Annotated in this window: 9 protein-coding genes and 1 pseudogene; 9 read left to right on the top strand and 1 reads right to left on the bottom strand. The window is 45.0% G+C overall.

Translation table 11 applies throughout. The features are described from left to right. The first annotated feature begins 317 nt into the window (after positions 1-317). Both ACVA53_RS18135 and ACVA53_RS18130 read left to right on the top strand, forming a co-directional pair. Positions 318-1,667 (top strand): hypothetical protein, encoded by a 1,350-nt coding sequence (locus ACVA53_RS18135; RefSeq protein ID WP_255043124.1) that lies wholly within the window; start codon positions 318-320, stop codon positions 1,665-1,667. A gap of 114 nt (positions 1,668-1,781) precedes the next feature. Beyond that, positions 1,782-3,260, top strand: a complete 1,479-nt coding sequence (locus ACVA53_RS18130; protein ID WP_446505857.1) for a protein adenylyltransferase SelO — start codon at positions 1,782-1,784, stop codon at positions 3,258-3,260. A 409-nt stretch (positions 3,261-3,669) separates the two neighbouring features. Here ACVA53_RS18130 and ACVA53_RS18125 read toward each other — a convergent pair whose 3' ends face one another. After that, positions 3,670-4,551, bottom strand: coding sequence for a putative PEP-binding protein (locus ACVA53_RS18125; RefSeq protein WP_255043122.1), 882 nt, complete (start codon positions 4,549-4,551; stop codon positions 3,670-3,672). A 441-nt stretch (positions 4,552-4,992) separates the two neighbouring features. Here ACVA53_RS18125 and ACVA53_RS18120 point away from each other — a divergent pair, with 441 nt between their 5' ends. The 7 genes and pseudogenes from ACVA53_RS18120 to ACVA53_RS18090 all read left to right on the top strand — a co-directional run bounded on the left by ACVA53_RS18120 (position 4,993) and on the right by ACVA53_RS18090 (position 14,055). After that, entirely contained in the window at positions 4,993-6,048 is a 1,056-nt protein-coding gene (locus tag ACVA53_RS18120; protein ID WP_446505856.1) for a 3-deoxy-7-phosphoheptulonate synthase, read from the top strand. Positions 6,049-6,127: 79 nt separating this feature from the next. Continuing rightward, positions 6,128-6,610: a YajQ family cyclic di-GMP-binding protein gene (locus ACVA53_RS18115; protein ID WP_107348828.1), complete on the top strand. Its 483-nt coding sequence runs from the start codon at positions 6,128-6,130 to the stop codon at positions 6,608-6,610. Positions 6,611-7,123: 513 nt separating this feature from the next. Continuing rightward, a pseudogene (locus ACVA53_RS18110) lies at positions 7,124-7,300 on the top strand (pirin family protein); the annotation flags it as partial. 166 nt (positions 7,301-7,466) lie between these two features. Continuing rightward, a complete protein-coding gene (locus ACVA53_RS18105; protein WP_446505855.1) occupies positions 7,467-9,710 on the top strand; it encodes a hypothetical protein in 2,244 nt (747 codons plus the stop codon). A 10-nt stretch (positions 9,711-9,720) separates the two neighbouring features. Further along, on the top strand, positions 9,721-11,940 hold the full coding sequence (locus ACVA53_RS18100; RefSeq protein WP_446505854.1) for a hypothetical protein: 2,220 nt from the start codon (positions 9,721-9,723) through the stop codon (positions 11,938-11,940). Next, complete coding sequence (locus ACVA53_RS18095; protein WP_446505853.1) at positions 11,933-12,541, top strand: hypothetical protein; 609 nt, start codon at positions 11,933-11,935, stop codon at positions 12,539-12,541. The genes ACVA53_RS18100 and ACVA53_RS18095 overlap by 8 nt, the downstream gene beginning before the upstream one ends. Further along, entirely contained in the window at positions 12,538-14,055 is a 1,518-nt protein-coding gene (locus ACVA53_RS18090; protein ID WP_446505852.1) for a hypothetical protein, read from the top strand. Before ACVA53_RS18095 ends, ACVA53_RS18090 begins: the two co-directional genes overlap by 4 nt. The last annotated feature ends 298 nt before the right edge of the window (positions 14,056-14,353 follow it).

The following is a 14,353-nucleotide window of genomic DNA, read 5'->3' as shown; positions in this document are numbered from 1 at the left end:
TTCGACACTCTCTGGATAAATTAAACGGCCTGTGTAACAAACAGCCGACAGCATGCGACGCTCTGTCATGCTTCATCTTAACATCAGGCGGGGCATTATACGTGATGTTAATCCAATGCGCCTGACCTATCTTTCATTATTTGCTTACTTTCCACGCTAATAAAGAGTGAAACACTAAATAACACTGCTATTAACTGACTAATTCATCTAAAATTAACCTTGCTTCCCAAACTTAACGTTATGTTAGTAGCTAAGTGGCTTGATTATTCAACGTCGCATATTCATATCACCCAACCATAGTGAGGTAGTGTAGTAGAGTGATCACAGTTGAAAAAAAAGACGGGCATAAACTCAAAATTTCCCATGTCATTCCTGAAACAACCAACCGACAACTGGACCTCTATATTTTCGTTCCCGGCGAACTTGGATTAAATAGCAATATCATTGCTGAAGATGAATTTTTCCACAATGCGATTCAAGGTAAACGTACCTACTACAGTGATGTAAACCACTTGCCACTGGTTCATAGCCGACTTGCTAGTCGCGGTAAACTTTCTACTGAACAGTATCGTTTAAGCTTAAGCCTTTACGCGTATCAATATGCCTTAGCACTTGAGAAGACCGCTCAGCAACTACTCGATGACAAAGAAGAGCGATCGCTTGAGGAAGTCGAAGAAGTCGCCCAATTAACTCAACGGATTTTAAAACGACTCCGCCGTAATGTGCCTACTGACAAAAAACTGCACAAGTATTACGAAAATGTCGATAACTATCTTTCATGGTACACAGAACAGCGATTACTTGAGCTTGTTGCACACCTGCCTAGAAGCAGTGATTACAGCAACATCAAATCACTGCTACTTGAGGTTTGTGAAAAAGAGTCGGAACACCGCTACAAGCATGACTACAACTCATCCAAAGCAATGGAAGATCCGACCCGGATGTCCAACAAAATGCGCCTACTGCGCCGTTTGATAGAATACCCGGTTACCATGAAAGAAAAAACGACTGAGCTGGGCCAGAACACCCGCAAAGTGGTTACTGGGTTTGCAGCCGGTTTTGTAATGATTTTCGTTACCTTGATGCTGATTGAAGCTCGAGGTGTTCTCGGTGATATTACCGCTTCATTTATTCTGGTTCTATCTTTCATCTATGCCGCACGCGAAGTGTTTAAGGATGACTTAAAAACCATCCTTTGGCGCATGGTACGAAAAGGCAAACCTAAGTGGCGTAAACAATTTTTTGACGTTAACTCTAACCAGTTGATCGGACGCCAGTTAGAATGGATGGAATATTGCGCTTTTAAAGATTTAGATAAAGAAATCAGAAAGGTTCGCAAACACAAGGTTTCACAGCATGAAGAGACGGTATTGCACTACAAAAGCACGACGCGCATGTCGCCCACCAAGTTTCTGACAGGCTATGAGCAAACCCGTGAGTCCATAATGCTCGATCTGCGTACAATTACCCGACTAATGGAAAAAGGGTCGCAAAAAATCTACCAATTAAAAGACGGTCAAGTGTCGAAGGAAACCGTAGAAAAACGTCACTTGGTCAATCTAGTGACCCGGGAAATGGTCGATGAGAAAACCATCTGTGTCCAGCGCTGGAAGGTCATTATGAATCGCTCAAAGATTATCGATATCGAACCGATAGAAAGCAATTAACCCCCACCGCATGCACGAAATACAACCGGGAGAGGTAATACCCCTACACTCTCTCCGTTGTAACCTCGCCAGCAGTTGATACGCTTAAAGGGAAGCCATTTTGATGATCCCTATATGAAAAAACTGTCCGAGCTCATCTTCAACAACACATTCAGCCATCTTCCAGCTGCGTTTGGTACGCCAATCAAACCCCAGTCGCTTGATGATCCTTTTCTGGTTAGCGCAAACCCTAAGGTATGCGAATTGCTTGAACTGGACCCGGTTCAAACCAGTACTGAGTACTTTATTAACCTCTTCACGGGCAATGATCAGCACTCAGCAATGGCCCCTCTTGCCATGAAGTACACCGGTCATCAGTTTGGTCAATATAACCCTGAGTTAGGAGATGGACGGGGGTTGTTACTCGGTGAAGTACTGACATCATACGGACAAAAATGGGATATCCACCTTAAAGGATCCGGTCTTACCCCCTATTCTCGCCAAGGCGATGGCCGAGCTGTTTTACGTTCCAGTATTCGTGAGTACCTTGCTAGCGCAGCAATGGATGGATTAGGCATCAAAACAACCCATGCTCTTGCGGTACTTTCGAGTAATACGCCAGTCTTTCGTGAAACGGTCGAGCGTGGCGCGACGCTAATCCGTGTTGCCGAAAGCCACCTCAGGTTCGGTCACTTTGAATACCTTTTTTATACCCAGCAACATAGCGAACTAAAGTTGTTGGCTGATTATTTAATCAGCAACCACTTTGCAGATATTGACAGCAAAGCCGACGATGCCACACGTTATCGCCAGATGTTCAATACTATCGTCTTTTTAACCGCCCAATTGATTGCCGACTGGCAAGCGGTTGGTTTCGCCCATGGCGTGATGAATACCGACAACATGTCAGTTCTCGGTCTGACGTTTGACTATGGCCCTTATGGCTTTCTAGATGACTATGACCCCGGTTTTATCTGCAACCATTCCGATTACTCCGGACGATATGCATTCAACCAGCAACCCAACATCGCCTTGTGGAACTTATCAGCACTCGGCTATGCACTCACCCCTCTGCTAGAGAAAGATGACATTGATCATGCCTTAGAAAGCTATCAAATTTTGCTACAACAAGCCTATAGCAAGAATATGCGCAACAAGCTCGGTCTAAAAGAAAAACGAGAACAAGATACCCCGCTGTTTGCCAATTTGTTTGATTTGATGAAAAAACAAGCTGTCGACTACACCTTATTTTTCCGTACTTTGTCGTCAATTCCTCATGCAGAATTGAAGACATCCAGTCACCACTTCCAACCTTTGTTCAAAAATCTTGCCCCACTGGAAGTATGGCTATCCCTGTATGCTGATAGGCTGGAAAAAGACTCCTTGAGTGACACCGATCGCCTCGCGCTGATGCGCGCATCCAACCCTAAGTTTATTTTGAGGAACTACCTCGCTCAGCAAGCTATCGAACAAGCGGAGAAAGGTGACTTCACTCTGGTGGAACAACTATTGAAAGTATTGCAAAGCCCATTTGATGAACACCCAGGGTTTGCCACTTTTGCAGAGCAACCGCCTGAGTGGGGGAAAACACTGGAGATCAGTTGTTCTTCTTAGGGAAGCGTTGAGACATAGTTCACGGTTCATTAAATCATTCGATTTTTGAGTATTTATTCCCATCAAATTTGATAGGGGTGTTTTTTTAAGTCGGGCGAACCTTGGTTACGGCTTCTCATTAACCAACTCAGTCGATTTGCCGTACCAACACCACTGCGAAGTGTCCTGCTAAGGTATGAACCAGCATAAAAAAAGAACCCGGCAGGGTTATACCAACCTACATAAATATTTGATCAGTCTTGCTGGTTAAAATCGCTGTTCTCTGCATTAGATATTTTGTAATTAGAGCCACTAGTTACTGCAATATCTGCCTTGATAACAACGATTTTTCCAGTGCAAATACTTGATCAACTACTTATCCAGATTGGTATTAGACATCCGCCGGGCTCTTCGTTTCAACATTTGTTCTCTATTGCGTGATCACTTTAGAGACTCCATGCTCCATTAACCACAACTGGAGGTTAGGCGCTTTGTTGATGTAATGGCTCAGCATATCACATGGTTTTTTCGCTACCGTTGTAGCCTTCAATGCATGGTCGATGAGTGCTAATACCGCCTCATTTTGATCGTCATGCAAATACTCCAATGACGGATGGGTTTGATCCAATCCAAGCGCAAACTGCGCAAGCTGATCGATATCAATGACCAAACCATCAAAGTATTGCAAAAACTTTTCTGCCATCAGTGCGTTGGCTGGTAGTTCAGCCATCAGATGGACCTTAAGCCCCTGCGCTCCCCGGCATAACCCTTGCTCTGCCAATAAATCAATGGCTGTTGCCGCCTCACTGAAAGTTCTAACAAATGGAATAACAAGTTCGATATTCACCATACCTTCAGCAATTCTGGCGCGCTTAACGGCTTCGCATTCCAGTTCAAAAGCTTTACGGATCGCCTTGTTTGCCCAACGAGAAACTCCTCGCTGGCCAATCAGTGGATTCACCTCTTTGCTTTCAAGCTCTGAGCCCAGTAGTGATTGCCTTTGGTAAGAATCAGCACCAGCAAGACGTACTTTAAGAGGGTTGTCCCCCGCTTTTTGTGCCGCGGCAATGAGCTTCTCTGCCAATGCAGAGACAAAATATTCGGCTGGGTTCCCCTCTGTTTGTGTCAACAACTGCTGCTGCACGTCTGAGGGTAAGTCGGCAGGGTAAGCCGCTGCCAGAGGATGAACACCGACTTCTAATAAGATATCATCAATCGAAAGCAGGCCAATATCCGCTTGCATACTTGATAATTGCGACGAGGATTTAAGAATTTCAGAAAACTGTAAACCTGACTGAGCGCTGTTTGTCATAAGCCACCATAACTACTTTATCTTGGTTTCTAGGAAGAACATATATTAGACAGATCATAGCGCCTAGGCCTGTGATTCCTTTCGTATATCGACTTCCATTTTTACCCACGCAACATGGGTAGATATTCATATAGACCCAACATACTGATTCATGCCATCTGACGCAAGTAGCTATACAGAAAGTTTTAATCATCTATCACTTCGTTAAGTACAAGATTCTGAGCTATTCACAGACATGAGGCATTTAATGCTAGATGGAGATGAACTATTTCAGTTGCACAAAAAGGCAGCTTGCATTGACCTATTTTGATAAAAAGCGAAGTAACAAAAAAAGATCTAGAATAAAAATCTAAGTGATATCACAAGTTTGGTTTATTCCTGTCAACTTTTGGGCTATCTTTACGCGTCAATAATTTTTGTAATACCGAGATAGGCAACACTATGCCAATGAAAACAGATGAACTCCGCACCGTCAGTCTTGGGCTAATGCCAACGCCAGCTGCGGTAGAAGCTGCTTACCCAATCACAGATGGAATTGCGGAGCATATCGCCCACTCTCGTCGTCAAGTTGAAGCTATTCTCACGGGCAAGGACTCACGTCTTCTTGTTATCGTTGGTCCTTGTTCTGTCCATGATCCTGATGCTGCCATCGACTATGCTAAACGCCTTCAAGCTGTTCAGGAAAAATACAAAGATACGCTATTTATTGTAATGCGTACTTATTTTGAAAAACCGCGCACTGTCGTGGGCTGGAAAGGTTTGGTTTCCGATCCTAACCTCGATGGCAGCTTGGATTTAGCCAAGGGGCTTCACACTGCCCGTAAGCTGCTTGTTGATATCAATGCGCTCGGCATGCCTACAGCAACAGAATTCCTTGATATGATCACTGGCCAATATTTGGCTGACTTGATCAGCTGGGGCGCTATCGGTGCGCGTACAACCGAATCTCAGATTCACCGTGAAATGGCATCTGCACTATCCTGCCCGGTTGGGTTCAAAAATGGCACCGATGGCAATATTAAGATTGCAATCGATGCGATTCGTGCCACACGCGAGTCTCATGTGTTTTGTTCACCAGCTAAAAATGGTGAAATGACCATTTACCGTACATCCGGTAACCCTCATGGCCACGTAATTCTTCGCGGTGGTAAGATGCCAAATTACCATGCAGAAGATATTCAAGCATCTTGCGACACATTAGCTTCATTCGATTTACCAACCCGCTTGGTCGTCGATTTCAGTCATGGAAACTGCCAGAAGCAGCATAAACGCCAACTTGATGTCGCTGCCGACATTTGCCAACAAATTAAATCAGGCAGCCAGTTTGTTGCTGGTATTATGGCGGAAAGTTTTATCGTTGAAGGTAACCAGCCTGTCGATACAAACGATCTAGATGCACTAACTTATGGCCAGTCTATTACCGACCCGTGCATTAACTGGGATGATACAGTCACCCTGCTTGACATGCTGTCTGATGCGGTAGGTAGCCAACAATAACTGACCGAGGTATGGCAGTTCAATGCCATACCCCCAATCCAAGATATCATTAAATCACTAAACAATTAGGATTACGCACATGCCATCTTTTGATATTGTTTCTGAAGTAGACTTCGTTGAAATCCGAAATGCGGTAGAAAATGCGTCTCGTGAACTTGAAACTCGTTTTGACTTCCGAGGTGTAGAAGCCAGCTTCAAACTAGAGAAAGAAGTCGTAAAAATTACGACTGAATCAGATTACCAGCTAGGCCAGCTAATTACGATTCTTCGCGGCAACCTTGCTAAGCGTCACGTTGACGCCCAATCAATGGATCAAAAAGACACCACTCGCACTGGTAAATCTTTTGCTTGTAACGTCGAATTCAAGCAAGGCGTCGACACAGCTGTTGCGAAAAAAATCGTTAAAATGATTAAAGATGAGAAGCTTAAAGTACAGGCTTCAATCCAAGGCGATAAAGTACGTGTAACAGGCAAGAAACGTGATGACCTGCAAGCAGCTATGGCACTTGTACGCGGTGCTGAGCTGGGCCAGTCATTCCAGTTTGACAACTTCCGTGACTAAGCCGGTATGTTTCGCTCTAAAAAAACCGCCAGCTGGCGGTTTTTTTTCGTCTTCAGCAACCATACGTAATACCAACCTACATGAATATTTGATCAGCTACTTATCCAGATTGGCTTAACTTGGCAGGCTTTCATCATATAAACTATCGATTCATCGTCATGATAATCGCTTACCGTTAATTATCGATATCCATGCTTTGTGCTTTCAAGCGCCAACCCTGGCGCTGATATCACAGAGGTAGTAGAAGAACACTTTGGTGCAGGCATGGGAAAAGTTATCACTTTGCTTTACTTTTTTGCCATCTACCCGGTCCTGCAGGAAGAGATTAGCCCGAAAGCCATAACGTAATCATGACTCAAGGCCATCGGTCGACGGCCTATTTAAAATATCTCACCCAACCCTTTACCCGCTAAGCATCTTCAATTTTTTTAAACATCTTGTTCGTCAATGGCTACTGTTTGTCATCCACAACTCGGCATACACTAAAACAATAAAACAGATTCGGAGGCAAACATGACAATTCGACAAATCCAGTCACTCATTCCCGCCCACCCTTCCTCTGATGGTGACGGTGTCCGTATTCAGCGTGTCCACGGGTTTAATAACACGCAGTTCTCACCCTTTTTAATGATTGATGAACTGAAATCCGAAAGCGCAGATGACTACATTGGTGGATTTCCGGCTCACCCCGGTACATTTTGTCGAGCTACAATAGATGTTCAAGATAGTTGATTAAGTGTAAAACATACTATAGCAATGGTTTTTAATTAATCATTGAACAAAATGTGAACAAACCAATATGAACACTTAACTCCTATCATTTACACTGTATAAAATAGCAGGTAGGGGTAAGCTAATGGAATTTGTACAGCAAGGAAACTCCCTCACTGCGCTGATCGCTAATCCGCGCAAAACAGAGCCACATCAATGCGACATATCACCGCTACTCATCTTGCATGAAGAAGATCGAAATATAATCCTCAACGCAACACGACGGCGCTCTATCGCCATGGCTTGCAGTACACAAATTTGTGATGTTTCTTCTATTCTTCGCCCTTTTGGTCAATATCTTGAATGGGAGATATCTCTTCACAACAATGGTGAATGTCGATTACCAACTACATTTGAAGGATGGCAACATTTAGTTCTGCAATTTGGGTTATGGTACATAAGTCGCCCGAATACTGAAGCAAGCCTTGAGACACTATGTCATGACGGACAAAGTAAAATACGTCCTTGGTTAGAGTTTCTACAAGAAGAAGGACAAATCCCGCTAGGAGTCATACTTCCTGACTTTAATTTACCCAAAGAACTAACCAACCACGGTTCAGCAAAAAAGACTACATTACTAGGTGAACAATCTCTTAAACCCAGCCACGAGAACGAACCTGTAGAAAAAATTAAGGATCCACTAAATAAAACACTCGCAGGTCCTATTTTTTGGCACAGTGACGCTGAGTATTTAGATCAGGTTGAGGCTACCCTACGTAATCGAGATCAAATACTGGCTAATTCTTTGGATGATTACTGGTTACGACTAGTACAAGACTATCGCAAAGGTCAAAAAATGCTTAAGCAAATCACAGCTGATGATTGGCTATTTCGCGAGCAGAATGCTTTATGGAAGGACACATTCGAAAGAACAATAATTGATAAGACGGGTCGCCAATACCAAAAGCAGTCAAGTATGGTACTTACTTCATCTGCCCACCCGGAAGGTCACATTTGGTTACTCCGTATGATGCAGCAGCAATTGGATTATAGCCGCGACCCTGAATGCCTAGAGCCCAAAATATTTCGTCAGCACCCAGCAACTACGGCAAGACTTCTTGAATGTTCAAAATCCACACCTATTTATCCTCTACTAAATGAAAGCACCCTATCACCGATGCAAGCTGAGCTACTTACATCCGGACAGTTATATCATCGCTTCCTTGGCCTTCTGAACAACACCGATATGGCTGTCGCCATGGCAATACTAATTCGTGAGCACGCTAACCTGACACCCGAGGCGTTAGCCGGAGCAAAGTTACTCAACGCAAAGGGTAAAAGCTATATATTGTTGACCGACGAGGGACAGCAACAAATCTTCAGCGTCGATAAACCCCGTGCCAATAGTCGTAAATACGCACGACTAACACTTCGTGCAACTCAGGTGCTACGTCACTTGAGAAGAGCAACTGCACCGGTTAGAGCTCTTCTAAAACGCATCGGGCACCCTCATTGGCGATATCTAATGCTAGGAATAATAGGAAGTGGGGTACGGAGAAACGTAACAACCCTCGGGCATCCTCCAAGGATCTACCCTCAACGATTACACGACACTACAAGTAGCTATAAATTTAGTCTTGCTCGTTGTTATCCGGAATTAGCTGATGCTGGCCTTGGTAGCGGAACTTTAGATTTCAGTAAAATACGCCACACCCAGGGCGTACTTGCTTGGTTTGACAAAGGCTCGATCAGGGCTGTACAAAAACGTCTCGGTAATAGCTTCCGCGTTGCCATAGATCATTATATTCCTGAAAGCCTGCTTAAAGCTTGGAACGAGCGTATTATTCGCCGCTTTCAGAATACCCTTTTGGTCCTTGCCGCAGCTAATGAGGATTATTTACTAGACGTAGTAGATATGCCTAACCTTGCCGAGCTACACCATTTTCTAGCTCAATTGGTATATGAACTTCCCTCAGGAGTATCACCTATTGCCGACAGGCTACAACAACTTTACGCAAATCGTTTTTGCATTGAGCATGCAGGAAAGCCTGGAGCTAAAGAAGAAACAGGACCAACGTCATATGACTTGTTGCATCTGCGACTATCACCCAACAGCCTAGCGCTGTTGCTCGCCTATCGTCAGTGGGCACAACTACATCTTGAACCAAAACACCAAAATCAGCCAGACCACCTAACCGGACTAACTCCTAAACATTTTATGGATCTTGGAGGCATGCTTCAAGCTGCTGCTTTAAATAATGATTTAGGGAATGCACTGCGGGAGTCTTTGAACTGGAAAAAGCTTCAACGGGTTTACAGTCAGGCGGAAAAAAAAGTACCAGAATTAGTTTGTCGGCTATGCCGACTGTCTTTAAAAACAACAATGTAGAAGTGCTCTCATGAGAACGAATGTAGAAAGTATCAACCACTTACTCAATAGTTTACGTCTTGCTACAGACAGTCCAAGTGAAATACATTTACAGCACCTAGATTGGGTCCGACAGAGAGTGAAACCGTACGATGGTCAATGGAAAGCCCCCTGGCTCCTCAGTGACTGGAAAGATCCAATATGGCAAACAACCTCAGGTAGCAAAACAAGACAAAAAGATGATCTTTGGATTGGCACATCTAACGTGAATTGGTCAATACGTCTCCCTGACCATCATCAATTGACAGATAGTCACTACTCCATACTTCTACAAACTTGCCGCCAGTTAAGCTTCCTTTATCGACAAGGTTATGCAGATGGAAATCCTCCCAGCATACGTAGCTGGGAAAGATTTAATCGGCAACTACTCTGCCTTTGTCAATGGATGGTTCTTGAGCGCTCACGATACCTCCCAGAGACTTATGGCTTAAGCCTTCTTGATCAAGCCGGAATTACGCGCCTTCTTCGCTCTATAGCAACTGGTGGTTGGACTGAAGCACATGGGTTGGTTGAGCGCTGCCTTTGCGCGCTATATCAAACGGTATTTCAAGAGCCTTTGCCAGAAAAACTGCTAGCCAAACCTGGGAATTTACCTAAAAAAACTTGCAATGTAATTATTGAATGGCTTCGAGCTAACCAAGGGTACTCATATAGCGCTACAACAAGAGTTGAAGACAATGGCCTTGTGTCCCGTGTACTAATTGGGAAACTAGCATCAGCCCCCATTAAATCATTAAAGAAAAATAAAAGATTTAATGCTGTATTCCGCCAATTTGAGCCTAAAATTTCTCACCCAACACTTCTTATAAGAGGTAAACAAAGGACTGAATACCCTAGGCAAGACACACCCACTATCAATGAGGCACTTCAATATAAAGCAAGCGAGAGCTCAATTGATAGTGTAAATAAAATGCTGCGCATAGTTCTTTCACTCTATCGTCATCAACCGGAATACTTACCATCGCCAGCCACACTTAACTTACCTCAAGCAGTTTCATCTAGTAAACAACTTGCAAAGCCTAATGGCCATACACCATTTATCCCTGTTGATACAGGATTGCAATATATCAACCAAGCTCTTCGCTGGGTGGTAATTTACGGGGATGCTGTTATTGACTACTATCTGTCGGTCATGAGTCAATTATGTGTCAGAGTGGAAGCCTCTTCGGCAGTACAACCATGGAAAGTGGCGATGGGTGTTGACCTATCACAAATACTATTACAAACCCCTCTGCCAAAAGTATTAATAGAAGCTGGCTTTACCTTCACTCATATAAGTACACCAAAATCAGGCATTAATTTCGAACGCCTAAGAAAGAACCCTACACTACAAGACGTACTAGAGATTTATATCGGCGCAGTCACTGTGCTGATCTCAATAATGAAGCCGTCACGTGATATTGAGATCACAAATCTATCTCGCATTTGTCTATTGCGAACTAGTAGAGGTCAGTATTGGCTTGACTCTGATTTAGCAAAAAGAACAAAAGCAGAACGCCGTGCTCGTACAGGAGGTAAACCTATTCCTGTAATTACTGCCCGTGCCATACAGCAAGTTCGAAAACTTAATCGGGGCCTTACTAAGCTATTCAGAGAGACCGATAGCCATATGAGAAGTAAGCTTTTTTACCTTCCAAACCCTATTAAATGGGGTTCAGGTAAGATAATCGACTCAGGCTCACTTAACAGTTATCTAGACAAATTTTGCGATTATGTTGGCTTACCGCCAGACATACATGGTCGGCGCTGGTATCTTCGTATTCAGCAGATGCGTAAATGGTTCTTGCTCCTCTTATTCTGGAGTGGTCGTTATGATGTTCTTGATGCAGCTCGTTGGATTGCTGGCCATACTGACATCGGACACCTTTATGCCTACATAGAACGCGAATTTCCTGGTGGCAAAATTGGGCAGTTAGAAGCTGAGTGTGCAATTGAGCGTCTTGCTGAATACGATAAAACTCAAGTATTAATAGATGGTGAAGACGAGGGTCTAGCTGAACTATACAAGCGTGTACTTCGCCAGCTCCGAGTCAAGACACTTAACATGGTACCTGAGCGTGAATGGCAAGCCCTAGTTGAAGATCTTTTCGAACATGACTACCACATAGAACCATACAGTATTGCAACTACAGGCGGGCAACAACGACTATGCATTGCCATTCGTCAAGGTGAGAGAAAAGGTGATGACTAAACAACAATCACGACGGAAACCAAGCGCTGAAACCTGCAAGACCAGTGTCTATAACCGCTACGAAGTATTGCTACGAGCGTTGCGTGCCCCGAAACTGGCTCCAACCGAGTTACTGAATGCTTGCGCGTCCCAATCCACGTTAGCCGCGCTGAATATTCCCCAGTATGGGATCACCCCCTTATCGCGAAATTCCATGTACAAATACGCTGATCAAGTACTGGCAGACAACATTGTCCCCGAAGGTAATACAGCAGGCCAAAGCGGACATTATTATCTAGATTGGCTTCGCAAGCAGGTAACGGCTTTAGCTCTCAAAGAGACCGGCTATCGCACCAAGACTGCCCGCGCTAAGCGAAGTCAAAAAAGCATACAAGATAAGAGTGACAAACTGGATGAAACCGAACTTCACGCGCTGAGACTAAGCAAAGCCTACCTGCACTTGTTTCAAAAAGTGCGTGGCATTGCTCGTGATGAGCAGATTGAACAGCGCACGCGTCAGTTACTTTTTAACCTGCTCAATGACCATGACGCGCTTTACGGTGACTTGTTTAGTGAAGCCGGAACACAACGAGATTACAATGTTGAGATACTGCCACGATGAAACGACCTCCCCAAAAACAGCTCTATAGAAAGCTGACCGAAGTCGCCCTGCCGGATAGCATAAAATACTTTCGTATTAACAATAAAGAAACCTATCGAATTGAACAGCAATATTTACCAGTCGCCGCCTTTGTACGCTGGCCCAGTGGCAAGCCCTGCCTGCCTGTAAATATGTACCTGCTGTACAACGGCTACAACTGGACCGGCGACAGCGTACTCACCACAGCATCAAAGTTGTCTGAGCTCGTTCGCTACTGCGCCTATGGTCGCGCCACCCGACAACCCTGTGGTTTTGGTGACCTAACCGACAATGATATCGGCCGTCTAATAGAGAAATTATGCACCGATGTCTACATGGATGATCCTAGTCAGCGCCTACGTAACAACAATACAGTGCGCGCTATCATGCAGACCATTCTCAGCTTCCTCGTCTGGTACCAGGACAACCTATATCTCAAGCCTGGACGCCTGATAGGCTCCAGGGGTGAAGGGGCGGCCATCGTCGTCACCCGCAAGAAGAATCCGCACAATAATCGCTATTACTGGCACCATCGTTACCTGCCGCCAAGCGTCAGCACCGACCCCAAACTACCGATGGGCACCATCATGATCGAAGATATCGAGATGGTGATAGAGGATCTGTACGAGCCGGATGCCTATCCGGAACCTGCTCGGCGTCGTTTTGGCAAAGATGAATCTCTGTTTGAAGCTTACCGGAACTACATCACGGCCCGGCGCGACTTTATGCTGATGATGATGCGCAAAACCGGCCTCCGTCCGGAAGAAATGGTCCAGATGTCACTCAAAGCCAACCGGCGCAGCATCGGTGAGAGTCAACCGGTGCTGATCCTGCCCACGCTCAAGCGTCGTCAACTCGACCCGCCGCTACGTAGCTTCCCAATCACACCAAAAATCGCCACTCGCGTGCGGTTGTACCTCAAGGCGCATCAGAAATGGCTGCAGTGTTGCGAGGAGCGCAACCCTGAACTTGCGGAATCAGACAATCTGTTTCTCAGCACAGAGCCAGGTAACCTCGGTGCTGCGGTCGCCAAGTCAGGTCTGGACAAGGACTTTGAAAATTTGTGCAACCGCGCCGGTTACCGCAATCACCAGGCGTGCTTCTCCATGTTCCGCCACAGGTTTATTACCGACCTGGTACTACTGCACCTCAAGGAGTTGAATAAAGGTAAAACAGAGATGAATAAGCACGACTACCGCATGGTTCTAGAAAAAGTACGTGAGAAAACCGGCCATAAGAGCATCAAGTCACTGTGGCACTACATCAACCTAGCCTACGATATGGAAGGCGTCTGGAACCCGGTTAACCAAGCTATCCGCCGCCTGCAGGCCACCGAAGAGCTGAAACACGACCTGAACCAGCTGCGCCGCCAGTTACGTAACTCAGACGGTAGCCAGTTGGCTAGCAGCCAGGTGATCGATCTGGTAACTGAGCGCCTAAGCCAGATCATCGGTGACGCCGAGCAGGCCGGACTAGATACGGTACCGACCGGATAACCCACAGCGTTTTATAGAGTAGCCCCCTAATGAGGCTCTGACATTTGTGTTTCTAACCTCTGAAAACAAGAAAGACTCCTGCCAAAGTAAGGTTTTGTGCAAACAAAATGTAAAGGGGGTCAAACTCAGGTTTGGACATAAATGAGCTACAGCTTTCACTAATATTAGCTATTCATGAATAACTACAGGTATGGAAAGTCGTTAACTTTGTGTCCAGTATCGTAAGCGCCCCATAAACACCGCATTCTAATAGCCTCAGTCCCCAATTATGATCTTACTTCACCAACACGGAGGTAAG

It is taken from the genome of Photobacterium sp. DNB23_23_1 (genome assembly GCF_052873815.1).
This window is presented reverse-complemented; position numbering and strand designations above follow the sequence as displayed.

Coding starts and splice junctions, on each gene's coding strand:
- ACVA53_RS18105 (WP_446505855.1), top strand. CDS start 7,467: ATGGAATTTGTACAGCAAGGAAACTCCCTCACTGCGCTGATCGCTAAT.
- ACVA53_RS18095 (WP_446505853.1), top strand. CDS start 11,933: ATGACTAAACAACAATCACGACGGAAACCAAGCGCTGAAACCTGCAAG.
- ACVA53_RS18115 (WP_107348828.1), top strand. CDS start 6,128: ATGCCATCTTTTGATATTGTTTCTGAAGTAGACTTCGTTGAAATCCGA.
- ACVA53_RS18120 (WP_446505856.1), top strand. CDS start 4,993: ATGCCAATGAAAACAGATGAACTCCGCACCGTCAGTCTTGGGCTAATG.
- ACVA53_RS18130 (WP_446505857.1), top strand. CDS start 1,782: ATGAAAAAACTGTCCGAGCTCATCTTCAACAACACATTCAGCCATCTT.
- ACVA53_RS18090 (WP_446505852.1), top strand. CDS start 12,538: ATGAAACGACCTCCCCAAAAACAGCTCTATAGAAAGCTGACCGAAGTC.
- ACVA53_RS18125 (WP_255043122.1), bottom strand. CDS start 4,551: ATGACAAACAGCGCTCAGTCAGGTTTACAGTTTTCTGAAATTCTTAAA.
- ACVA53_RS18100 (WP_446505854.1), top strand. CDS start 9,721: ATGAGAACGAATGTAGAAAGTATCAACCACTTACTCAATAGTTTACGT.